The following is a 22150-nucleotide window of genomic DNA, read 5'->3' on the forward strand; positions in this document are numbered from 1 at the left end:
ATAATGTTATCATATGAATCGATTTGAAATGGGGTAATAATATGATGAAATCAATTTTAACCGGAATAACGGCCTACACATCTACTAGTATAGACTATTTGATAATTCTAATGATCATCTTTGGGACGACTAAGCCGAATCAAAAATGGCTAGTATACTTTGGCGATATTTTGGGAACCGCGATCCTAGTAATTAGCAGTCTTATCATGGCTTTAATACTTGGGTTCATTCCTCAACAGTGGATATTGGGATTGCTTGGTTTCATTCCTTTATTCATGGGAGTGAAACTATTAGTATATGGAGAAAATGATAATGATGACGCTGTGGAAATCGGAATGAAGAGAAGATCCAGTACAATTATGAATGTTGCTTTAATAACCGTTGCCACCTGTGGTGCCGATAATATTGGTATCTATGTACCAATATTTACACAAGCTGATTTCAAAAGTCTAATAATAATACTAATTACATTCTTCTTCATGATGTCTTTATTCTGTTTTATTGGATTTCTATTAGTAAGAATACCAAAGGTAGCAAACATTTTAGAGAAATGGGGAAAGTATATTACTTCTATTGTATATATCGGTATTGGATTCTTTATATTAATTGAAAGTGGGACTTTTATAGAAATTTTTAAGTTTCTTGGTTAATGAAGAACTATTAATTTGCCAAATCTTCCCAAATTCGTTATTATTATATGGGACGTCTTGGGGGCGTTCTGGATTCGACATGTGTAGTAGCGTGTGGGTCGCACTTCGGTTTTCGTGTCCCGTAAAAACACACAGTTTATTATAACTGCAAAAAATAATAATTCTTACGCATTAGCTGCCTAAAAACAGTCTAAGCGTGATCCGTCTGATTTTGCTCAAGGGTCAGAGCCGGGTCTCAAATTAATTGAGCTACGTTTGATTTGTCCAGCCTGAACAAGTTAAAAAGAGATTAATCGGGGTTAGCGGTTATGGCTAGCCAGGTTGTGCGGCGTTCATAACGGCGAAATTTCAAATAGTACAACTATGAGTGTAGAAGCTCGCATTGCATTATGCTTGGACAGGGGTTCGATTCCCCTCGCCTCCATTAAATGAAAAAAGATCAGTTATATTGAGTGCTCAAAGCACTGGTATGACTGGTCTTTTTGTTTTCCTTAGTAATTTTAAGAATCAACTTATATCATGTTTATGGTAGTCAAATGGTAGTCAATTAAAATAATAAATAAATTACTGGGCGGGCGTTAGTCATCACATTTAGTGTGGTGGCTTTTTATTATGACATTTATTCTATGGCGTAACGTTTCGTTACCCCTTCCATACAAAGTAGTTAGATCAAACTTAGCTAAAAATATATGCCGACATTTTCCGACATCCTTATAGTTAATTGTCATGGCTGGTACGCTCAAAATAGGTATACTGATTAAGTACCATATAAAACAATGTCAGGTTTTGTAAGGCTATCATAATTCTATTGGATCCATCTAAATAAATACTACAAAATACTACATTAAAAGATTACCTATTCGTATGATAAAAGTTCCGTCGTGATTTCAGACGGAACCTCTGGAAGTCCTAACAAAGCAGTAATCAATGAATGAGGTTTTTATGTTAGCAATTGTTATCATTCATACAACACACAATATTGAGTGTCACGTAATATAAACAGTGATACATCATTTTAATAGAACAAAGGGATGCACCCTTTTTATTTTAGATGCATCCCTTTTATGGTGTCAGAAATGTAAGATATACACACGTCATTAGTTAATCTTAAGAATTATATAAATGACTATTAATTGATGATTGATTAGTAGATAATTATTTACAATAGCAAGTTAATGGCGGTGGCTAATTTCATGATAGTGTGAGGTGATGCCTATGATTAATAAATGTATGTGTTACCCCTCGAAAGGATAACCATGAGTGTTTTTGAAGCTCTCTCGTTGATGATATCTTTTGCAACGTTAGTAGTTATAATACTCAAATTTAATCAAAAAAAATAACCGTCTAACTTTGGCGAGTTACGGTTATTATTAATATAATAATTTTTTAAGTATTAGCCACCGTCTTAAACGGGCTATCCGGGGGATGTTCATAGCATCCCTCTTTTTTAATACACCCATAATATAACATAAATCTGAAATAGATTGTATATTATAGATTATCTATTTTAGACATTCATATACTCTTAAATCTTTAATATTGCTGAATGCATCAGCAAAACATATAAACGCTTTACCCTTCAATCTATTATATTGAGCATGACTATATCCTAGTAATGCTTGAACGTTGTTATTAGATGCCTCGTTGATATAAACATTTAAAAGTATCTTTCTGTAAGGATCATGACATAAATTTATGGCTCTTAACGTACCTTTAACGATTTCTTGAGCTTCCATGCTATTTAGTATTATATCTTCCGACCTATCGTTTAGATTGATACCAAAAGATGGCGCTAAACTTAAATGTGATGATCTGATCTCATTTTGACTATACCCCGACTGTAATATTAATCTGGGTAGTTCCTTATCAAAGTAATGTCTAACATTGGCTTTGGTCTGCTTTTCATTAAACGATGCTTGCAAAATCATGATCGTACACCATAGTTATTCAAGGGGGTAGCAATCTGCGACACCCTTTTAACAGGAGTCATTATTGTACCTCGTTATTTATGTTACGTTTATAAACGTGTAGGTCATCAAATGTAAATGCATCAGCAAAGTATAACAATGATTCATTCTTTAGTTCGTTTAATCTTGCATGACGATATCCCACTAGTTCGCAAACATAAGTATTGGCCATTCCATTAATAAAGCTAGATTTAATAATTACTTTGTATGTATCAGGAAAATTATTAATAATTTGCATAGTACCTATAACAATATCTTTAGCATTCAAATCGTTAATAGTCCTATTCTCTTGATCGTTGCTAAAACCGTCATGACTACCAATGTTATCAAACCTAGGGGATCGAATATAATTTAAGTTTATATGTGACTGTGCCACTAGACGTGGAAAGTCTTCTTTAAAATAATTTTTAGTATTCTTTATAGTTGCTGCTTTATCTATTTCAGGTAACATGTTCAATGCTCTACATCCCCCGTATGATATAATTAAATTGAATAGTCATACAAAGTCTGTCAGTCGTTCAAGTCCTCTTGAATGGCTTTTTTTGTGCCTAATTCGTATATTTGCGGTAATCCTCACTGTTGAACCTAACCACGTTCTTACTTCCATCGGTCATGATCAACCTACTAACCAACTTATCATCATATATCTGCTTTAGTTCCTGTGATGTGTGGTTAGTAGTAATGATTGCTGTTTTAAGATCTCGGTATTGAGCTATCTCAAATAACTTTGATTGAGTAAAATTACTAGACTCTTTAACATTTCGTTGCATAGAACTTTCTGAACCTAAATCATCAATCACAACTATATCTGCTAATTTTATAGCTCTCATAACTCTATTAACATCAGCCATTGCCCTATCATCTTTAAATTGACGTGTTAGAGATATTAGCATGGCAAAATCAACAAAAAAGCAAGTATGACTTGCCTTTAATTGATTTAATAATGCTATTGCTAACATACTTTTGCCACTTCCGGGAGTTCCAGTAAATGTATAGTGATGATGTTCTCCGTTCGCTATTCTTTCAGCAATACTTTTAGCCTCCGAAAGCTCCCTAGCCTGATTTTGACTAGTTATATTAAAGTCATCAAACGTTTGTTTAAGAGCCTCTTTTTGACCAATCAGCGAGCTATTAAACATAGCTATACGGTCATGCTGATAATATTTCATAGTCGCATCCAGATCAGCTCTTTGCATACGTTTTTCACGATCGGCCATTGATTCATTAGGGAACTTGGTAACACCTCGCTCCTTTAACCGATTGACTATGTCAGACCCTAGAATATCTTTAAAATTATCCATGCATCAAGCCTCCTTAAAATCCTATTCCAGTTTCTTTTGCACTACGGTTAGATCGTTCCATGAAGTCATCACTGCTATTAGCTATATTGTTATGCTGGTTCCTAGATCTATTACTAGCCTTGATATTGTCCAACGTGTAAAGATTGCTATTAAGCCAGTTCATCAGTATCTTGCTAGTATAATTCCAGCTATGTGCATCATTCTCAACAGTCAATTTTATGGCGTATTTAATAATTTCAATGGACTCATCTAGGGATGTACCTTGTTCAACAAAGTCATCTAGGCTATGCCTCAAGTTCTCAATGACAATCGAACCAGTGACACCAATGTTTTGCTGATAAAAAGTTAATAGATCACGAAATAAAGCATCGTTATCGGGGTTTGTGTCGTTGTTTGCTGAATTGGGTACAGCATCCCCATCATGATGATCTTGTTTTGTTTCGTTTATGTCTTGTTTATGTTTATGTTTAAGTAATGTGCTACTGTTATGTGCACTCTTATGTTCACTCTTATGTGTACTGTTATGTTCACTGTTATGTGTACTCTTATGTGTACTGTTATGTTCACTGTTATGTGTACTATCTAACGTATAAAGTACACATATCTTGTAAGACGTGGCTTTTCTATTACCATTGCTTTTGAAATCGACTAACCCAAGTTGTTTAAGAATATTTCTATTCTTATTAATACCTGATCGGCTCAATCCCGAAAGTGTTTCAAGCATTTGATTAGCAGCAGTAAACCACTCAACCCATGAACATTTATTGTTTATCTGTAATAGTGCATAGTATAAAGATATTTGTCCGCTAGATAATTCGGTTTTAAAAAGTTGGTAATCCCTAAATGCTTGTAACTGTTTAAGATAGTTCATAGTTCCACCACCTACTTGGTTAACGTGGTTATTGGTAAACCATCATTATAGATTTTTACAATTTTGTATAAAGTATTATCGTCACTCCTTTTGTGCTTTCTAAATTCAATTAATCCAATTTGTTTTAATTGGTTACGTGCTTTTAGTAGTTGATCCATGGTTAAACACGATAGTTCTGCTAATGCCTCATTGTTGAGCTTAACCGCATCATTTACACCCTTGTCACTCATATAGTCCAGTAATTCATGGTATAAGCTATTTTGTTCAACTGACATTTTAATCTCATATATTTTAAAGTCACGATACGCAACATGCTGCTTTAATTGATCCATTAACTTTTACCCCCTGATTTAGTTACTAGGCCATTGTCTTCTAGTTCTTTTGACAACCGTTGCTTTACAATTGGATTGCTAGACAACGTTCTAAATTGCACTTCTGTCATATCAGGTTTAATAAAGCTAATATTGAATTGATTCTTAACCTCAAACAAATACATTTCTTTAGCTAATACCGTTAAGTGACCAATACGCTTTTGAATTGATGTTAAGTTTTGAATATCTTGAGGTATTAAATTAACCATTAACTACACCTCTATTTATAGGGGATGTATTTCTATCAAAGAAAATATATTTATCTGGAGTTAAATTTAATTGAGATTCTTCTGAATTACATTCAATCAAGCCTGCTTGTAGTAGCTCATTCAATATCAGATTAAGCAGTTTACCAGTTCCAACCTTTCTATTTACCGAGTCAACTCGCTTTTTGCTGAAAATATTCAATTTGTAGTATTCATTAACTGAAATAAAATAGAACTCTAATGTTAGTGGTTTAAGTTTATTAACGATACTTAGACTGTGGTCGTTAGCAATATCCAATAATGGTTGCTTTAAAAAGGTGACATTTAATATTTTCATACAACCACCTACTTAATTCCCGTATTAAACACGGGGATCCTTTCACCATTTAGTATGGCCAACGCTTGATTAATACATTCGAGGTCACTGGTGGCCACGTCTAATAGTTCTGTATTAGACTTACTTGCTTTCTGTTTATTAAGTTGCTCGATCATGTATTCTAGTCCAGTCTTAACTGGTGAAATATATTTGTTAATATCCTCATTCATGATGTGTTACCCCTCTTTTATCGTTGAACGCCAGCCATTTAAATCAGCATTTTGTATTGCTCGTTTACGTCTGGCCATATCGTTAAGTTGGTTGTTGAACTGACTCATACCCGCACGTCTTTCGTCCTCTGTGGTAGCAATATAAAAACCTCTATCACTACTAGTACGATCTGACACAATGGGGATGCCTTTCAACACTAGCCCTCTAATAACATCCCTAATATTTCTAATTGAGATACCCGTTACTTTTTTGATCTGTTTAGTAGTAATCTTTCGGCCACTACCTGCGGGTATTAATCTTAAAATTATTAGTTCTGTTGTGCTTAATTCATGCATTTCTGCTCCAATCCAGCAACATCATGATAAAATAGGAAATGTATACAGCTTATATATACATTTCAGTAGCCTTGCGCACTTTGGTCGGTAGCAAGGCTATTTTTTTGTGCTCTTTTATCATTTTGTAACTCCTAATTTTGATATTCCTTAAAATTCATTGAATCGTTCCGCCCGTCCAGACTTACAGTTTTAATGTGATTCAATAAATTCAAGAATATCTTTTTTTGCATACAGTGTTATACCATCAGAAATAACATGACTGGGGATGTTCCAACTGTCGAACGTTGAAGCACTCACACCAGCGAAAACAGTTGCATCCTTGCGCTTCAAATATTGCTTGTCTATTCCTGCATCCCTGCGAACCTTCTCAATCTGATCCATAACCATCGTATAAACCTCATGTTTTAGTTCGTTGGACTGATCCTCTGATAGCATTACCGATATACCTTGAGCCATATTGTTCACCTCCCTTCATTATTTTTTATCAGGTACGTACTCAATTAGTTCACTTAATGGAACTTGTAAATAATCACAAATGGCCACTAAAGTTTTTAAATTTATATTTGTTGCTTTTCTATGATATATAGAAGAAATTGTATTTCTATTTAGTCCCGTTCCTTCAGCAACATCACCAATAGACAATAATCTTTTACCCAAGATAATAGATAAGTTATTCATTTTTGCCTCCTAAAATAATTATTTGCACATTAGTATTATATATTGCATATCAATAATACCATCACCGAATAATTATATCAACATTCATATGCACATTGTAATGTTCATATGGTGAATGTATAATCATAACTAAAAGGGGTGTATAAAATTGCTTGCTAACAAATTGAATGTTTTATTGGCGGAAAGACAACTCACAATAAAAGAAGTTGTAGAAGACACCGGACTATCCAGAAATTCCATATCTAATATTAGTAATAACGTAAAGGCCAACATTTCAACTGAAACCATTGATATTCTTTGTAATTACCTAGGTATAAGTCCTAATGAATTTTTTGATTACGCACCTTTAATGCTCAATTTAGCTTTTTCAAAGAATGAATATGATTGTTTTATAGAAGTTAAAACTAAACAAAAGAGGAAAGAATACAACTATGCGTATAAATTCATTTCTAAAAACAAAGATGATCCAGAAATAAATGAACAAAGAAATAAAAACTACGATATTTATATCGATGTTTATACTGATGAAAATCCAGACAGTTTTCTAAATATTTATCGCACATTACCGGTAGGCTTCCAAACAGATATAAATAAAGCATTCATTGAAACAATAGAAAAAGCATTAAATAGCGATATTAGAGACAATTTGAAAGTATTAACATTTGATTATAATAGTAAAAATACATCTTTTATGGACTTGGTAAAGTCCATAAATAAGGCAAAAATGTCACTTTCAATTACATTGCCGTGGATTGATATTACTAAAGAACTAAACTTTAAAAACAACATTTTTATCATTAAATAATTAATTTCTCCCCGCCCGTCCAGCGTTAGGAGATAACAATGGCAACAGTAAAAAAGTACACAAAAAAAGACGGTACAACCGCCTATATGTTTCGTGCTTACCTTGGTATTGATCCACAGACTGGTAAAGCTAAAAGAACAACCCGCCGTGGTTTCAATACTGAACGATCTGCAAAGATTGAATTAAAAAGAGTTGAGTTTGAAGCAACTCAAGGTATAACCCAAAAGCAAGAATGTAATAAAACTTTTGAACAGGTTTACCACGAATGGTATGAAAGCTATATAAATACAGTACGTGAAAGCACTTGGGCTAGAACTGATGGAATGTTTGAAAATCACGTATTACCTGCGTTAGGACGTTATCGAATTAGAACCATTACAACCGCACAATGTCAGAAGGCACTAAATAAGTGGTTTAAGATAACTACACATAATTACAAGGGATGGTTTAACTATACTAAATCAGTATTTGAGTATGCTATCCGACAAGGCTACATAACTGATAACCCTGCTAAACGTACAATTATGCCTAAAAAACATGCTAATCCGGGTAAAGAAGTACCGAACTTCTGGGATAAATACCAATTGCAAACATTCTTTAGTTATATAGATCCTGATAAAGAGTTGGAACGCTATACGTTGTTTCGTTTACTAGCATTTACAGGTATAAGACGCGGTGAGTGTTTAGCATTAACGTGGGATGACGTAAGTATAAAAAATAGCACCCTGAACGTTAACAAAACGTTAACTCAAGGCGCTAGAGGTAAACAAATTATACAGGCAACTAAGACTAAAAAAGGTAACCGTATAATTTCACTAGATTCGACAACTATATTTTATCTTAAAAAATGGCAATTTGAACAAAAACGCAATCTATTTATGCTTGGTTTTAATAATAGTAAAAAGGATCAATTACTTTTTGCTACAACTAAGAACACACTTAAATCACTCAACACACCAAAAAAGTGGCTTGATATAATAACTAATCGTATGAAGCTAGATAATGTTACCCTACCGCATATTACAATACACGGCTTTAGACATAGCCATGCCAGTGCATTATTCGCCGCTGGTGCAACAATAAAAGAAGTACAAGAGCGACTAGGTCATGAAGATGCTCAAACTACTTTGAATATCTATACTCACGTAACCGAAAAACAGGATCAAGAGGCGGTCCAAAAACTGGTAAACTTCTTAGATTTTTAGTTTATGGTAGTCAGTATGGTAGTCAACAAAAAATCAGCGAGGCTTTTACGTCTTGCTACGCTTGATATAACAGCATTCTTGAATTTAATGGGCACAATTCCCCTCGCCTCCATTAAATTCAAAAAAACTACAACGGATGTAATATTCCGTTGTAGTTTTTTTATTGCATTACGCCCAGTAAAATACTCAAACTATGATAGATAATGTATGAGTTACCCCTCGAAAGGATAATCATGAGTATTTATCAAGCACTATCGTTGACGATTTCTTCTATTGACCAAGGTCATCAGGAAACTTAGTAAACACAGTCTTTCCATCATGATACCGAGGAATCAAATGAATATGGCAGTGCATGATTGCCTGACCACCAGCAGGATTAACATTAACATCAATGTTGTAGCCATCTGGATGAAATTCATCGTCTAAATACTTTTTCGCTTCATTTAACAAACTATACATAGCTGCCATTTCATTTTCAGGCACATCGAAAAATGTTGGATGATGTTTTTTGGAAATTATTAAAGCATGTCCTTTAGTTACAGGATGAATATCGAATAACATGCCCGCATATTCATTCTCAATCACATAATTTCTATTCTTTGGATCACAAAATATACAGTCCTTCATTGTCTAGTTCACCTTCCCTACTTCTAGTGGTAGTTTAACATTCTTTATTTAATGTACTTACTTTTTTCTTCTATTATATATACTTATAATCTACGAAATATATTAATGGACATCATGGATATTTAAGTGTATTGTTTATCTTAATGTTTTTAATAAAAAAGCCGATAACCGAGTGTTGAACTCGAATTATCGGTTTTTATTCTGAATTTTAATAAATTATGGGGGAGGTAAAATATGGGGAAAAATAAACGATCCATTTATATCTTAGTATTCAGTAACTTTTTAATCTGTTTGGGAATTGGTCTGGTAATACCCGTCACACCGTTCATTAAGAATGAATTTCATTACACAACGTCTGATATGGGGCTTATGACTTCACTATTTGCTTTTGCACAGTTCATTGCTTCACCGATCGTCGGAAAACTATCCGATAGAGTTGGACGTAAGCCAGTAATCGCCATAGGATTATTCATTTACATGATTTCAGAATTCATTTTTGCTGTGGCAACATCGCTGCCAATCTTTAATCTATCAAGAATTATCGGTGGTATTTCTGCCGCCATGGTTATTCCCACTTCAATGGCACTTGGTGCTGATTTAACTGACTTAAAAAATCGTGCTAAAGTTATCGGTTGGTTATCGGCTGCCTTTAGTGGTGGTCTGATCCTTGGTCCTGGTCTTGGTGGTATGTTAGCCAATATTGACTACAAAACACCATTCTGGGTTGCCGGTGTTATGGGATTAATCAGTGCTATCTTTACTCAAGTATTTCTTAAAGAAGATAGTAAAACACGTGAACTTGAAAAAAAGGAACAACTTCGAGAACAGAAAAAGGGTATCTCTTCAATTAGAGCCATTCTAACTGCTCCGATGGTAATGCTCTTCGCCATGATCTTAGTTGCATCGTTTGGACTACAAGGATTCGAGAGTATTTACAGTATCTATGTTAACCAAGTTTTCAACTTCGGATTAGGAACAATTGCCTTAGTTTTGACATTAAACGGGATCATTTCCCTTATTTTACAGGTGACGGCCTTCAACTGGATCATTGTTAAAATCGGTGAAATGAACTTGATCAGTTGGTGCTTCTTACTCAGTGCTGTCTGCGTTTTCTGGATCACGCAAGCTCATACAAAAGTTGAAGTTATCGTTGCTACATTGATCATTTTCTCTGCCTTTGACCTATTGAGACCTGCCATTACTACACTTCTAACTAAATCTAGTGAGAGCAATCAAGGTTTGATCAACGGTATGAACATGTCACTAACAAGTGTCGGTAACATTATCGGACCTCTAATGTCTGGTGCATTGATGGACTGGAATACACATTATCCATATATCGTTGCTGCTATTATTTTAGCAATTTCTTACATATTCACACTAGTTGTCAAAAGATTCCCGATCATACCTAAGAAAGCCTAACAAAGACGTTTCCAAAAAATGGAAACGCCTTTTTATTTTCCAGAAATAACCCTATAATTAGGTACTTGAGAACAAGCAAAGGAATCTGATTTTATGAACACACTTACTAAACATTTTTTAAAAGAAACTCGTCAAAAAAATCTTATTCGTCAAAATGAAATAAAAAATTTAACTACTGCCAAAAACTCACTCTGGGTCAATGTTGGTATTTACGTTGTAATAACTGCAATTGAATACTGGCTGTCAATTATTGGTAATTCGCAAGCTTTACGAGCCGATGCTTTTAATAATTTATCTGGTGTCATTTCGACTGTTATTTTAATCATTGGATTGTTTGAAGCCACTAATATCAATGATGATGATTTTGTTGGAAAACCTATATCAGAAAAATATGGACGCAGTAAAAATACATTACAACTATCTAGATTCAGACTGGAAACTGTTTTCACCCTGATAACTAGTTTTGTTATTATCTTAATTGCTTTACAGATCATTGTTCAAGGTGGAGTTGGTTTATTTCATCTAAAAGGAAAATCTAGTCCCAATCTGATATCAGCTGCTGGTGCTGGAATAGCCACTTTATTAATGATCATCGTCTGGTATCTGAACCACCACAATGGTAAAAAGTTGCATAGTACTTCTCTTTTGGCAGCAGCTAAAGACAGCTTTGGTGACGTTATTACCAGTTTGGGAACTATGGCTACTGTTCTATTGTCTTATTATTTGGGATTACCTTGGTTAGATAGTGTTGTCAGTATCGCAATCGGAATATTTATTCTCTGGTCTGGATTGCTAATCTTTCAAGAATGTACATTAAACCTTACCGACTACGTTGACCCTACTCTGGAACATACTATTAAAGAAGCAGTTTTAAAGATACCTGATGTTCATGATGTCTTGGAGTTTCGCAGCCGTTATAATGGAAATATTTTTATTGTCGACATGTTTATCTTGATCGACCCTAATAAGACGACGGTTGATATTTATGATCTTGATGAAAGAATCGAAAATAAGCTGCGAAAAGATTTTAATGTTTTTGATACTACTATTACTGTTGTTCCTGATATTAAATAGTGTTCTGCATCCGCATCCGCTTTTGAGTAATTCCACCTGTTCTACGCCACTGGTTACATTACTCAAAAGCTCCGGCTAAATAACAATATATTTCTCTCTATGAGTTGTTAACTATCTTATAGAGAGTTTTTTTGTGTAAAAAATGATTATATCCAATAAAAAAATTAGATATAATCATTCGAAATACTATAAAAAACGGAGGCTAGTAGAAAGTCTTATCTATTTAACATAAAAGCCTTATAGGCGGTATACCCAGCCTGTTCCAACAAGAATTGTGTTTGTGATATAGCTTTATCCAATGACATTGGGCCGGTCGTTGACGACAAAACTAGATCAATTCCATTTTGATATACTTTTTCGATTCCTGAACCGATACTACCTGCCACAGCAATTACTGGTAAATCAAATTTCTTGGCCAATTTTGCCACTCCGATCGGTACTTTTCCCATAACGGATTGACCGTCGATTTGTCCTTCACCAGTTATTACTAAATCGACTTCAGTCATTCTCCGTTCAAGCTGGATCAGTTTCATTATTTCTGTAATACCAGATTTCATCGTTGCATTACAAAATGCCATTAATCCAAAGCCAACTCCACCAGCAGCCCCTGCACCTGGATTTTTTGAAACATCTGTCTTTATAATTTCAGATGTTTTATTTGCTAAGTTACTTAATCCCTTGTCTAAAGATATAACCTGTTCTTTTGTAGCTCCCTTTTGAGGTCCAAAAATTGCAGTGGCTCCTATTTTCCCAGTTAAAGGATTTTTAACATCCGACAAAGCTATGATATCAGCGTTCTTCAATCTGGGATCTATTTCAGAAACATTAATTTTATTTAGATTTATCAAACTGCCTCCGCCAAACGGCAACTCATTTCCCATGTTATCTAAGAAATGAGCTCCTAACGCTTGAGCCATCCCGACACCACCATCATTAGTTGCACTTCCACCTAGGCCAACATAAATTTTCTTCGCACCTTGATCCAAAGCTTCTTTGACCAGCTCACCTACTCCATAGGTAGTAGCTTTTTCAGGGTTAAGCCGATCCTTAATCAAGGTTATTCCACTAGGTTCAGCTACTTCGATCACAGCCGTATGATTTTCAACCATTCCCAATTTAGCTGAAACTGATTCTCCCAAGGGACCAGTTACGGTGGTCTTAATGATTTGACCACTTAAAGCATTAACAACGCTTTCCACAGTTCCTTCGCCACCATCAGCAATTCCATATTTATACACTTGTGCATTACTATCGGCTCTTTTGATACCAGTTTCTAAATAATTACTTACTTCAATTGAGCTTGCACTGCCTTTAAACGAATCTGATGCTATCAATACTTTTGTCATGATACGCCTTCAATGTTTTAGTACCAATCTAGCACAGTCAAAAATTTAAGTAAAACTTGCTTTGTGATAAGCTATACAAAGATATATTTATTACATTTTAAAGGAGGAACATCGTGAGACAAATTACGTTTAATCGACAAAATGCTTCGGCTATTGGATTAGGGACTTGGCGCATGGGTGAAGGAAACGCGGCCAAAAATGAAGAAGAATTGAAAACGATCCAATATGGTCTTGATCATGGTATAACAGTTCTTGATACTGCCGAAATGTATGGTGACGGAAAATCTGAAACATTAATTGGAAAAGCTATTCAAGGTTATAATCGTGATGATTTTCAATTAATTTCTAAATTCTACCCTAATCACGCTACTCCAGAACTCATTAAAAGCAGTCTGAAAAATAGTCTCAAACGTCTTCAAACGGACTACTTAGATTTATACCTATTACATTGGCGCGGTGCAACTCCTTTAGCCGAAACTATTGCAGGACTACAAGCCATGCAAAAAGCCGGCTATATTAAAAATTGGGGTGTCTCAAACTTTGATATTGCTGACCTAAAGGAACTTGATAGTCTGGCTGGCGGTAATGAATGCCGTGTTAATGAAGACCTATATAATGTCGCTAGTCGCGGTATCGAATATTCGATTTTACCATGGCAAAAGGAACACAAAATGTCATTTATCGGCTACTCACCTTTTGGCTCAGATGGTGGAGACTTTCTAACTATCAAACCAGTACTGACTGAAATGGCTAAACAAAAACACGTCACAGTCTACCAATTACTATTAGCATGGGTCTTGAGAAATCATGATATTCTCAGTATCCCTAAATCCAGCACCATTGAACATTTGAAAGATAACATGGCAGCTGTTGATATTAAATTTACTTCCGATGAATTAGAATTAATTGATTCCGAGTATCCAAAACCAAACAAAAACACCCAGCTTGAAATCATTTAGGTAATTTGCTACACTTGTTTGAAATAAAAAAATCACCGCCGGGTGTATAAAAAAGAGTACTCTTAACAATTCCGTTAGGCCAAAGAAGGAATTGCTAGGGGTACTCTATTTTTTTTGGAGGAAAATATTATGAATTGGATCTATTTGATTGCTGCAGGTTTATTTGAAGTCGTTTGGGCAGCAACCATGAAACTCAGCCATGGCTTCACTAAACTGAATTACACTGCTTTAACTATTTTAGGGATGATTGCCAGTTTTATGCTACTAGCTAAAGCTACCAAAACACTACCTTTGAGTATCGCCTATCCTATTTGGACAGGAATCGGTGCTTTAGGAGCAATAATCGTTGGCTTTATTTTCTTTGGCGACAAAATATCCCCTTTGACTTGGATTTTCATTGTTCTACTTTTGGTCAGTATTATTGGAATCAAACTTACTACTAGTAATTAAGTGGTAAAATTGAATTTATCAATTAATAATAAGGGAACAAGTTATGAAACGGATTAAATATTTAATTATTGCATTAATAAGTATCGTTGGATTTTCATTTACGACTACTACAGCCTTTGCTAAGACTAGTTTGAGTTCAGTTGAACACGATGTGAACCATGCTTCAGCCAGTGAACCGCTAGTCTTTTCACATCGAGGCAGTCCATACAATGATCCTGATCACTCTTTCAAGGGATACGATCAAGCTATCAAAGATGGTGGACAATATATTGAGCAAGATGTCTGGTTAAGCAAAGATAATGTTCTTTATGTTTCTCACGATAATAATTTAAAGGATTCCACTGGTAAAAATATCAACATCTCTGACTCAACAGCAGATCAACTTTCAAAAGTTAAATTACGTAACGGCGAAAGTCTTCATAAGTTAAGCGATGTTTTCGATAAATATAAAAAGAAGACTCACTACATTATTGAAACGAAGAAAAGCGCTGGCGATAATACTGATACTGAAAAAGCTCTAGTTAAAGAATTGAACAAATATCAGATGAATAAAAATGTCATCATGCAAGATTCCAGTATCCCTGGTATTAAAGAGTTTCACAGTAATAAAGCTCAAAAAAGCATCCCCATTCTGTGGCTCATGGATTCCATAACCCAACGTCAATACTTAGAGAAAATTAAGAATGCACCTAAATACATTACGTTCGTCTCGATTCCACTTGAACAGTTAACACCTAAGATAATCAAGACGGCTCACAAAAATGGCTTCAAGGTTAACACTTGGATCATCAATACTTATAATGATAATTACAATGCATTGAATACTTATAAAGTAGACAGTTTATTTACCAATAATACTAAGGAAACTTTGAAATTAATTGGTAGATGGAAGTAATAAGCACTACAAAAGGCAGATATACTGAGAAATTTCAGTATACCTGCCTTTTTGTTTACAAATAATTTTAACTTGGAAGAATATTAATAATATAGAGTAATCCGATAAAGACGAAGAAGAGAATATACATTATTGGATTGATTTCTTTTCTTCTACCAGCCGCGATCATTGTTAGTGGATATGCTAGAAACCCGAAGGCAATACCATATGAAATGTTGTATGTCAGTGGCATCCCAACGATCGTTAAGAATGCTGGCATAGCTATTTCAAATTTTTCCCAATGAATTTGTTTCATTGATTGAGCCATGAGAATACCTACAATAATCAAAACGGGTGCTGTTACGTTAGTAGTAACAACTGTTAAAAGTGGTGAGAAGAACATCGATAAAGCAAACATTACACCAACTACTAGCGAAGTTAATCCAGTTCTACCACCAACAGCGATACCAGCACTTGATTCAACATAGGCTGCGGTTGGGGTTGTCCCCATTACTGAACCACCTAACATTGAAATTGAGTCGGCCATCAATGCTTGTCCAATTCTTGGCATTTTGTTGTCTTTCATAAAACCAGCTTGTTCAGCTAGTCCAATCAAAGTACCGGCCGTATCAAAGAACGCTACTAATAGAAAAATCAAAACAACTGCCCAAAGTTGCGGTTGACTAATATCGCCTAAATGCGCAATTCCGACTCCAAAAGTTGGCTTCAAACTAGGAATTGTTGAAATAATGTGAGTTGGTAACTTAATAAGTCCAGTAATGAGTCCCAAGATAGTCGTCATAACCATCCCGATAAAGATTGAACCTGGAACTTTTCTGGCCATTAAAATACCTGTAACAATTAGTCCAAAAATAGTTAGCCATGTTGTTGGAACGGTGAATGAACCCATTGCTACAAGTGTGGACTTACTACCGACGATCAATCCACCACCTTTTAACCCAACAAAGGCAATAAAGATACCAATACCGGCAGCAATTGCTAATTTCAAGTCGTGCGGTATTGAATTAATTACGATTTCACGTAATTTTACTACTGATAATATCAAGAAAAGAATACTGGAAATGAAAACTCCTGCCATTGCTGTTTGCCAAGGAATACCCATCGCCAAAACAACTGAATAAGTAAAGAAAGCATTATCTCCAAGCCCCGGTGCAATTGCAATTGGATAGTTGGCTAAAATTGCCATTAAAATTGATCCTAAGATTGCCGAAAGAGCTGTAGCTGTAAAGACAGCTCCTTTATCCATCCCCGCATCACCCAAAACTTGTGGATTAACAAACAAAATATAAGCCATAGAAACAAAAGTTGTCAGACCTGCTAACACTTCACGTCTAACAGTAGTATTTGCTTCTTTCAAATGAAATAATCGTTCAATAAAGCTTAAATCCTTTGCTGTAGATTCCAATATTAATCTCCTTTTGAAAACATATTTCTATACCCGAAGTATCGCAAATATGAAGACAAAGGTCAAGCAAAATACGATTATTTTTATTCAATAACTAATTTATTGTTCGCCTTTTATAACAATTTAGTTAGTCAAATCCGTTGATTATCTACATAGCACGTATTATTCTTAACTATAAACAGTACAAAAGGAGTTATTCATTTGCTTTCAAAAACTATCGATCCAAAATTTATCTACGGGCTTCCTAAAGCAGAATTACATGTTCATTTAGAAGGTACCCTGGAACCCGAATTAAAACTTGCTTTAGCTCAGAAAAATCATATTGATATTGGTCAGACGACCGTCGAAGATATCCGTAAAACATATGAATTCAATTCATCATTATCTGCATTTTTAGCTGTCTATTATTCAGGTATGATTGTGCTTCAAACAGAAGATGATTTTTATCAACTAGCTATGGAGTACCTGAAACGCGCCAAAGAAAACAACGTTCGCCATGTTGAAATGTTCTTTGACCCCCAAGCGCATTTAGCTAGAGGAATTAGTTTTGATACGGTTATCAATGGTTACTACCAAGCTTGCCAAGATGCCAAGGCTTTAAATATCGATGCCCAATTGATCATGTGTTTTTTACGTGACATGCCAGCGCAATCTGCTAACGAGATTTTATTAATGCCTCAACATCATCGCAATAAGATTCTCGGTATTGGACTTGATTCTGATGAACATCACAATCCACCTTTAAAATTTGCTTATCAGTTTGCCAACGCTACAGCTCAAGGTTATCACACAACCATGCACGCTGATATTGATCAAATTGATTCGATTGAGCATATTAAACAGGCCTTAGAAATTATCAATGTTAATCGTTTGGATCACGGAACAAATATCGTTGAGAATCAAGATCTGGTTAAATGGGCCGCACATACACAAATTGGTTTGACCGCTTGCCCACTATCTAATAAATTTATTGCCAATGATTCTAAAGGTAAAGAAATTCTAGACTTATTAGATCAAGGTGTAAAAGTTTCAATCAATTCAGATGATCCAGCTTACTTTGGAGGCTATATTAGTGACAATTATCTTGCCTTAGATTCAGAATTTGAAATATCAAAAGAAGACATCATCAAATTAGCCAAGAATTCATTTGAAACTTCTTGGATCAGTCCTATCCAGAAACAAATATATCTAAATGAAATTGATACTTACGTTAACAATTACGAAGAGTAAACAAAAACCGATACTTAAGTGAAAGTATCGGTTTTCTCGTTTAACTAAGTAAATTCGGCTATTTCCTTAATGTCTGCTGGAGTGGTTCTACAACAGCCACCTATCAAACTTGCACCTGCATCGATCCACTTAGGTACTAATTCTTTAAAAGAACTAGTTTTAGGATTTGCTTGCCAAGTTTTTGTTTTAGGATCATAGATATCGCCATTATTAGGGTAAACGACGATCGGTTTGTTCGTTACTTTTTTAATATTAACAATAGTATCTTCAATATTTTCTAATTTAGTACAGTTAACTCCAATTGCAGCAATCTGTTGATCATCATTAAAATACTTCACTGCTTCATTTAACGGAGTTCCATCACAAAGTGTCTGACTATCCTTGATACTGAATGACATCCAAGCAGTTTTTTGAGGAAATTCGGTCTTTAATAACTTAGCTAAAGCCTTAGTTTCTTCAAAATTTGGCTGTGTTTCAAAGGCAAATAAGTCAACGTTAGCTTGATTTAACAATTGCATTCTTTGACGGTGAAAATCCATAAACTCAGTAATTGTTAAATCATAATCTCCTCGATATTCACTACCATCAGCTAAATATGCACCGTATGGTCCAATACTTCCAGCAACCAATAAGTCATCAGCTTTAAATTCCGCTTTGGCAGCTTGGGCTAGTTGCACTGCTTTAATAATTAATTTCTTTGCTTCAGCCTCATTCAAACCAAACTGCTGAAATTTTTCCACATTAGCTTGATATGTATTAGTAGTAGCCACTTTAGCACCAGCTTTGAAGTAACTTTCATGTACTTCTTTAATAGCTTCAGGATTATTGATCAGTGCTATAGCCGACCACAACTCACTATCAGTATCAATATCGTGCTTTTCTAATTCAGTCGCCATCGCCCCATCAAGTACCAATAGAGGATTATTTTTTAGATGATCGGAAATATAATTAATCATTTTGCACCTTCAATTCTATTTTTTAATTGTTATTTAAAATCAAAAAGTTTAGAGTGTCTTTATTAGACTTTTCTCATCTTATTCTAATAATAACTAATATGCAAGGGGGATTATCTTGGATGATAAAGACGTACACATTAAATTAAAACGAAATATGGAATCAAGACATCTTCTGATGATCTCATTGGGAGGAGTCATTGGAACCGGTCTGTTTTTAAGTTCTGGATATACAATTCACGAAGCTGGTCCGATAGGTACGATTTTAGCCTACGGAATTGGAGCAATCGTTGTCTATTTAGTCATGTTGTGTCTAGGTGAATTGTCAGTCGCAATGCCTGAAACTGGTTCCTTCCACGTTTATGCTGACAAATATATCGGTCCAGGCACTGGTTTTACTGTCGCCATTTTATACTGGCTTACTTGGACGGTAGCCTTAGGATCAGAATTTACTGCGGCAGGATTGATCATGCAAACCTGGTTTCCAAAATCTCCGACTTGGATCTGGAGTGCATTATTCATGATAGTTATTTTCGTATCTAATGCCCTTTCAGTTAAATTCTTTGCGGAAACCGAGTTTTGGTTTTCGAGTATTAAAGTTATCGCAATCGTACTTTTCATTATTCTTGGCGGTTTGGCAATCTTTGGAGTTATTCATATCAAAGGTTCCACTCATGCTCCTATGTTCAATAATCTTTTTAAGGATGGTATTTTTCCCAATGGATTTAAAGCCGTCTTTACAACCATGCTGACTGTTAACTTTGCCTTTTCAGGAACAGAACTGATCGGAGTTACTGCTGGTGAAACTAAAAATCCTGGTAAAAATATTCCTCGTGCAATTCATACTACATTATTAAGATTAGTGATCTTCTTTATTGGTAGTATTGTCGTTATGGCAGCATTGATCCCCTGGCAGAAAGCAGGCGTCAATCAAAGTCCATTCGTACTGGTTTTTAAAAGTATTGGCCTACCATTTGCTGGAGATTTAATGAACTTCGTTGTTTTAACAGCTATTTTATCAGCCGCAAACTCAGGACTATATGCTTCAACTAGAATGTTGTGGTCATTGGCACATGAAGGTATGATCCCTATGAGCTATGCCAAAACAAATTCTCGTGGTGTTCCTTTAATCGCTTTAACACTAAGTATGTTAGGCGGAATTTTAGCATTGATTTCTAGTGTTGTTGCTGCTTCAACAGTCTATCTGATTTTAGTTTCCATTTCGGGATTAGCGGTGGTTATCGTCTGGATGGCGATTGCTTTATCTGAAATCAATTTTAGAAAAAGTTGGCTGAAGTCTGGGCATACTGCGGATGAACTGAAGTTTAAAACACTTTGGTATCCGGTGATTCCTTGGGCAGCATTCATTATGAGTTTATTATCATGTGTCTTGATTGTCTTTGATCCTAATCAGAGATCGGCTTTGTTCTATATGATTCCATTCGTTCTATTATGTTATGGCGTTTATTATGGAAAAGAGTATTTGAAAAGTCGCCGTCTAGAGAACTGAAAATATTTTCAGTTCTTCAGACTAATTTTGGTTCTTAATATTTAGATACACTAAAAGAGATGTTATATCACACTTAAATGGTACTGAGTATATAATTTGATACAGATAAATAAGAGCACTTCTGAGAAAATAATTCTTGGAGGTGCTTTTGCTTTGACTAATAACAAATATTCATATGAAACTAAATTAGAAGCCATTAGACTCTTGAATGCCGGTGTTTCCGGCAGACAGATTGTTAAACAGCTTGGTTTGAAGAGTGATGGCCTTATTTATACTTGGAGGAAACATCTTCGTAATGGAGATTATTATCGTCTTTCACAACCTCAAGGAAAACAATACAAATACAATAAAGGCATTGCGGAACTGCCGGAGGCAGAACGTCACGCCAGAGAAATTGATGAAATGAAGCAAGAACTGGAAGTTGTAAAAAAATATTTAATCAAGGAAGGGTTGTGGTAGACAAAACTACAATATCAATGATAACCGAACTAAGTGATCACATTTCTATCTCAAAAATATGTAAAATATTAGGAATCTCTAGATCAACATATTATCGTCATTTGAACGATGTTGATTCATTTGAATTATCCGATTTAGAATCACTAATAAAATCTGAATGCATAAAAACAAAATTCAGATATGGCTATCGAAAAATTTATCATCAAATTAAAAATGAAATACATTGTTCGATAAATCAAGTTAGAAGAATCATGTGCACTCGTGGATGGGGATGTAAAGTAAAGCCCAAAAGATTAAATCGACCTGGAAATCCTTATAAGACTTTTGGCAATATTATTAATGGAGACTGGTCAACTCACCAACCGATGACTAAGCTAACTACTGACATCACTTATTTGCCATTTGGAACAGATATGCTTTATTTGTCTTCAATATTAGACGGCTTTAACAATGAAATAATTGCATATAAAATATCAGATCATCCAGATGAAAACTTAGCTATGGATACCCTGAAACAATTACATGAATTACCAGAGGATGTAATACTTCACAGTGATCAAGGATCAACATATACGTCAATCAATTTTTGTGATTTATGCAGAGAAAAAGGCATTACCAGAAGTATGTCCCGTAAAGGGACTCCTTCCGATAACGCCTTGATAGAATCGTTTCACTCTTCCCTAAAGTCTGAAACATTCTACACATTAAATGAACCTATAAGTTCAAATACTATTGTAATTGAAATGGTAGAGGAATACATCAAATTTTGGAATGAAGAAAGAATATTAAAAAAACTGGGTTATCAGTCGCCGGTAGAATACCGGCACTTGATAACCCAATAGAAGTGCTTTTATTTTATTGTCTCAAAAAATAGTTGCAGTACC

At 34.9% G+C, this 22150-nt stretch carries 28 protein-coding genes and 1 other RNA gene; 14 read left to right on the forward strand and 15 right to left on the reverse strand.

Annotation, left to right across the window (positions count from 1 at the left end; all coding sequences use genetic code 11):
* Positions 1-41 precede the first annotated feature (41 nt).
* The 3 genes from EKM60_RS04805 to EKM60_RS11365 all read left to right on the forward strand — a co-directional run bounded on the left by EKM60_RS04805 (position 42) and on the right by EKM60_RS11365 (position 1990).
* On the forward strand, positions 42-650 hold the full coding sequence (locus EKM60_RS04805; RefSeq protein WP_125712992.1) for a cadmium resistance transporter: 609 nt from the start codon (positions 42-44) through the stop codon (positions 648-650).
* 59 nt (positions 651-709) lie between these two features.
* Positions 710-1077: a transfer-messenger RNA gene (gene ssrA / locus EKM60_RS04810) on the forward strand.
* 829 nt (positions 1078-1906) lie between these two features.
* On the forward strand, positions 1907-1990 hold the full coding sequence (locus tag EKM60_RS11365) for a putative holin-like toxin (protein ID WP_225427002.1): 84 nt from the start codon (positions 1907-1909) through the stop codon (positions 1988-1990).
* A 162-nt stretch (positions 1991-2152) separates the two neighbouring features.
* On the opposite strand, the gene EKM60_RS04815 is transcribed toward EKM60_RS11365, so the two are convergent.
* The 11 genes from EKM60_RS04815 to EKM60_RS04865 form a co-directional block, all read right to left on the reverse strand.
* Positions 2153-2572: an ArpU family phage packaging/lysis transcriptional regulator gene (locus EKM60_RS04815; RefSeq protein ID WP_164508321.1), complete on the reverse strand. Its 420-nt coding sequence runs from the start codon at positions 2570-2572 to the stop codon at positions 2153-2155.
* Between the two features lie 67 nt (positions 2573-2639).
* The gene (locus EKM60_RS04820) at positions 2640-3068 is read right to left on the reverse strand and encodes an ArpU family phage packaging/lysis transcriptional regulator (RefSeq protein ID WP_225427003.1); all 429 of its coding nucleotides are present in this window, start codon (positions 3066-3068) and stop codon (positions 2640-2642) included.
* A gap of 97 nt (positions 3069-3165) precedes the next feature.
* Positions 3166-3918 carry an ATP-binding protein gene (locus EKM60_RS04825; protein WP_125712998.1) on the reverse strand — a complete coding sequence of 251 codons (753 nt, stop codon included), beginning with the start codon at positions 3916-3918 and terminating at the stop codon, positions 3166-3168.
* Between the two features lie 13 nt (positions 3919-3931).
* Positions 3932-4789 carry a DnaD domain-containing protein gene (locus EKM60_RS04830; RefSeq protein WP_125713000.1) on the reverse strand — a complete coding sequence of 286 codons (858 nt, stop codon included), beginning with the start codon at positions 4787-4789 and terminating at the stop codon, positions 3932-3934.
* A gap of 11 nt (positions 4790-4800) precedes the next feature.
* Positions 4801-5121 (reverse strand): hypothetical protein, encoded by a 321-nt coding sequence (locus tag EKM60_RS04835; RefSeq protein ID WP_125713002.1) that lies wholly within the window; start codon positions 5119-5121, stop codon positions 4801-4803.
* Positions 5121-5369 (reverse strand): hypothetical protein, encoded by a 249-nt coding sequence (locus tag EKM60_RS04840; RefSeq protein WP_125713004.1) that lies wholly within the window; start codon positions 5367-5369, stop codon positions 5121-5123. Before EKM60_RS04840 ends, EKM60_RS04835 begins: the two co-directional genes overlap by 1 nt.
* Complete coding sequence (locus EKM60_RS04845) at positions 5362-5703, reverse strand: hypothetical protein (protein ID WP_125713006.1); 342 nt, start codon at positions 5701-5703, stop codon at positions 5362-5364. The genes EKM60_RS04840 and EKM60_RS04845 overlap by 8 nt, the downstream gene beginning before the upstream one ends.
* Positions 5704-5711: 8 nt before the next feature.
* Positions 5712-5912: a hypothetical protein gene (locus EKM60_RS04850; RefSeq protein ID WP_125713008.1), complete on the reverse strand. Its 201-nt coding sequence runs from the start codon at positions 5910-5912 to the stop codon at positions 5712-5714.
* A gap of 6 nt (positions 5913-5918) precedes the next feature.
* Positions 5919-6248: a hypothetical protein gene (locus EKM60_RS04855; RefSeq protein ID WP_125713010.1), complete on the reverse strand. Its 330-nt coding sequence runs from the start codon at positions 6246-6248 to the stop codon at positions 5919-5921.
* Positions 6249-6437: 189 nt separating this feature from the next.
* A complete protein-coding gene (locus EKM60_RS04860) occupies positions 6438-6704 on the reverse strand; it encodes a hypothetical protein (protein WP_125713012.1) in 267 nt (88 codons plus the stop codon).
* 18 nt (positions 6705-6722) lie between these two features.
* Complete coding sequence (locus tag EKM60_RS04865) at positions 6723-6926, reverse strand: helix-turn-helix domain-containing protein (protein WP_125713014.1); 204 nt, start codon at positions 6924-6926, stop codon at positions 6723-6725.
* A gap of 148 nt (positions 6927-7074) precedes the next feature.
* Between EKM60_RS04865 and EKM60_RS04870 the strand changes: the two genes are divergently transcribed.
* Entirely contained in the window at positions 7075-7731 is a 657-nt protein-coding gene (locus EKM60_RS04870) for a helix-turn-helix domain-containing protein (protein WP_164508322.1), read from the forward strand.
* Positions 7732-7769: 38 nt separating this feature from the next.
* Positions 7770-8936 (forward strand): site-specific integrase, encoded by a 1167-nt coding sequence (locus EKM60_RS04875; protein ID WP_125713018.1) that lies wholly within the window; start codon positions 7770-7772, stop codon positions 8934-8936.
* Between the two features lie 270 nt (positions 8937-9206).
* Here the strand turns inward: EKM60_RS04875 and EKM60_RS04880 are convergent, their stop codons facing one another.
* Positions 9207-9563: an HIT family protein gene (locus EKM60_RS04880; RefSeq protein WP_125713020.1), complete on the reverse strand. Its 357-nt coding sequence runs from the start codon at positions 9561-9563 to the stop codon at positions 9207-9209.
* Between the two features lie 234 nt (positions 9564-9797).
* Between EKM60_RS04880 and EKM60_RS04885 the strand changes: the two genes are divergently transcribed.
* Positions 9798-10985 carry an MFS transporter gene (locus tag EKM60_RS04885; RefSeq protein WP_125713022.1) on the forward strand — a complete coding sequence of 396 codons (1188 nt, stop codon included), beginning with the start codon at positions 9798-9800 and terminating at the stop codon, positions 10983-10985.
* A 93-nt stretch (positions 10986-11078) separates the two neighbouring features.
* Positions 11079-12059 (forward strand): cation diffusion facilitator family transporter, encoded by a 981-nt coding sequence (locus tag EKM60_RS04890; protein WP_125713023.1) that lies wholly within the window; start codon positions 11079-11081, stop codon positions 12057-12059.
* 215 nt (positions 12060-12274) lie between these two features.
* Here the strand turns inward: EKM60_RS04890 and EKM60_RS04895 are convergent, their stop codons facing one another.
* Positions 12275-13405: a glycerate kinase family protein gene (locus EKM60_RS04895; RefSeq protein WP_125713025.1), complete on the reverse strand. Its 1131-nt coding sequence runs from the start codon at positions 13403-13405 to the stop codon at positions 12275-12277.
* Between the two features lie 113 nt (positions 13406-13518).
* Between EKM60_RS04895 and EKM60_RS04900 the strand changes: the two genes are divergently transcribed.
* The 3 genes from EKM60_RS04900 (at position 13519) to EKM60_RS04910 (ending at position 15709) form a co-directional block, all read left to right on the forward strand.
* Complete coding sequence (locus EKM60_RS04900) at positions 13519-14364, forward strand: aldo/keto reductase (protein ID WP_125713027.1); 846 nt, start codon at positions 13519-13521, stop codon at positions 14362-14364.
* A 129-nt stretch (positions 14365-14493) separates the two neighbouring features.
* A complete protein-coding gene (locus EKM60_RS04905; RefSeq protein ID WP_125713029.1) occupies positions 14494-14814 on the forward strand; it encodes a DMT family transporter in 321 nt (106 codons plus the stop codon).
* Between the two features lie 43 nt (positions 14815-14857).
* Positions 14858-15709 carry a glycerophosphodiester phosphodiesterase gene (locus EKM60_RS04910; protein WP_125713031.1) on the forward strand — a complete coding sequence of 284 codons (852 nt, stop codon included), beginning with the start codon at positions 14858-14860 and terminating at the stop codon, positions 15707-15709.
* A 67-nt stretch (positions 15710-15776) separates the two neighbouring features.
* On the opposite strand, the gene EKM60_RS04915 is transcribed toward EKM60_RS04910, so the two are convergent.
* Positions 15777-17114 (reverse strand): NCS2 family permease, encoded by a 1338-nt coding sequence (locus EKM60_RS04915; RefSeq protein WP_318530685.1) that lies wholly within the window; start codon positions 17112-17114, stop codon positions 15777-15779.
* A gap of 201 nt (positions 17115-17315) precedes the next feature.
* Between EKM60_RS04915 and add the strand changes: the two genes are divergently transcribed.
* Complete coding sequence (add, locus tag EKM60_RS04920) at positions 17316-18344, forward strand: adenosine deaminase (protein WP_164508323.1); 1029 nt, start codon at positions 17316-17318, stop codon at positions 18342-18344.
* 44 nt (positions 18345-18388) lie between these two features.
* Here add and mmuM read toward each other — a convergent pair whose 3' ends face one another.
* A complete protein-coding gene (gene mmuM / locus EKM60_RS04925; RefSeq protein ID WP_125713033.1) occupies positions 18389-19300 on the reverse strand; it encodes a homocysteine S-methyltransferase in 912 nt (303 codons plus the stop codon).
* Between the two features lie 154 nt (positions 19301-19454).
* On the opposite strand from mmuM, the gene EKM60_RS04930 reads away from it, so the two are divergent.
* From EKM60_RS04930 to EKM60_RS04940, 3 genes are all read left to right on the forward strand, one after another.
* Positions 19455-20807: an amino acid permease gene (locus EKM60_RS04930; RefSeq protein ID WP_125713078.1), complete on the forward strand. Its 1353-nt coding sequence runs from the start codon at positions 19455-19457 to the stop codon at positions 20805-20807.
* 153 nt (positions 20808-20960) lie between these two features.
* Positions 20961-21266 carry a transposase gene (locus tag EKM60_RS04935; protein WP_164508324.1) on the forward strand — a complete coding sequence of 102 codons (306 nt, stop codon included), beginning with the start codon at positions 20961-20963 and terminating at the stop codon, positions 21264-21266.
* 17 nt (positions 21267-21283) lie between these two features.
* Complete coding sequence (locus tag EKM60_RS04940) at positions 21284-22108, forward strand: IS3 family transposase (RefSeq protein ID WP_164508325.1); 825 nt, start codon at positions 21284-21286, stop codon at positions 22106-22108.
* Positions 22109-22150 lie beyond the last annotated feature (42 nt).

It is taken from the genome of Companilactobacillus kedongensis, from assembly GCF_003946625.1.
Lineage (GTDB): Bacteria > Bacillota > Bacilli > Lactobacillales > Lactobacillaceae > Companilactobacillus > Companilactobacillus kedongensis.

Coding starts and splice junctions, on each gene's coding strand:
- EKM60_RS04930 (WP_125713078.1), top strand. CDS start 19,455: ATGGAATCAAGACATCTTCTGATGATCTCATTGGGAGGAGTCATTGGA.
- EKM60_RS04860 (WP_125713012.1), bottom strand. CDS start 6,704: ATGGCTCAAGGTATATCGGTAATGCTATCAGAGGATCAGTCCAACGAA.
- EKM60_RS04850 (WP_125713008.1), bottom strand. CDS start 5,912: ATGAATGAGGATATTAACAAATATATTTCACCAGTTAAGACTGGACTA.
- EKM60_RS04830 (WP_125713000.1), bottom strand. CDS start 4,789: ATGAACTATCTTAAACAGTTACAAGCATTTAGGGATTACCAACTTTTT.
- EKM60_RS04895 (WP_125713025.1), bottom strand. CDS start 13,405: ATGACAAAAGTATTGATAGCATCAGATTCGTTTAAAGGCAGTGCAAGC.
- EKM60_RS11365 (WP_225427002.1), top strand. CDS start 1,907: ATGAGTGTTTTTGAAGCTCTCTCGTTGATGATATCTTTTGCAACGTTA.
- EKM60_RS04855 (WP_125713010.1), bottom strand. CDS start 6,248: ATGCATGAATTAAGCACAACAGAACTAATAATTTTAAGATTAATACCC.
- EKM60_RS04880 (WP_125713020.1), bottom strand. CDS start 9,563: ATGAAGGACTGTATATTTTGTGATCCAAAGAATAGAAATTATGTGATT.
- EKM60_RS04865 (WP_125713014.1), bottom strand. CDS start 6,926: ATGAATAACTTATCTATTATCTTGGGTAAAAGATTATTGTCTATTGGT.
- EKM60_RS04845 (WP_125713006.1), bottom strand. CDS start 5,703: ATGAAAATATTAAATGTCACCTTTTTAAAGCAACCATTATTGGATATT.
- EKM60_RS04835 (WP_125713002.1), bottom strand. CDS start 5,121: ATGGATCAATTAAAGCAGCATGTTGCGTATCGTGACTTTAAAATATAT.
- EKM60_RS04910 (WP_125713031.1), top strand. CDS start 14,858: ATGAAACGGATTAAATATTTAATTATTGCATTAATAAGTATCGTTGGA.
- EKM60_RS04905 (WP_125713029.1), top strand. CDS start 14,494: ATGAATTGGATCTATTTGATTGCTGCAGGTTTATTTGAAGTCGTTTGG.
- EKM60_RS04890 (WP_125713023.1), top strand. CDS start 11,079: ATGAACACACTTACTAAACATTTTTTAAAAGAAACTCGTCAAAAAAAT.
- EKM60_RS04940 (WP_164508325.1), top strand. CDS start 21,284: ATGATAACCGAACTAAGTGATCACATTTCTATCTCAAAAATATGTAAA.
- EKM60_RS04825 (WP_125712998.1), bottom strand. CDS start 3,918: ATGGATAATTTTAAAGATATTCTAGGGTCTGACATAGTCAATCGGTTA.
- EKM60_RS04820 (WP_225427003.1), bottom strand. CDS start 3,068: ATGTTACCTGAAATAGATAAAGCAGCAACTATAAAGAATACTAAAAAT.
- EKM60_RS04885 (WP_125713022.1), top strand. CDS start 9,798: ATGGGGAAAAATAAACGATCCATTTATATCTTAGTATTCAGTAACTTT.
- EKM60_RS04875 (WP_125713018.1), top strand. CDS start 7,770: ATGGCAACAGTAAAAAAGTACACAAAAAAAGACGGTACAACCGCCTAT.
- mmuM (WP_125713033.1), bottom strand. CDS start 19,300: ATGATTAATTATATTTCCGATCATCTAAAAAATAATCCTCTATTGGTA.
- EKM60_RS04805 (WP_125712992.1), top strand. CDS start 42: ATGATGAAATCAATTTTAACCGGAATAACGGCCTACACATCTACTAGT.
- EKM60_RS04840 (WP_125713004.1), bottom strand. CDS start 5,369: ATGGTTAATTTAATACCTCAAGATATTCAAAACTTAACATCAATTCAA.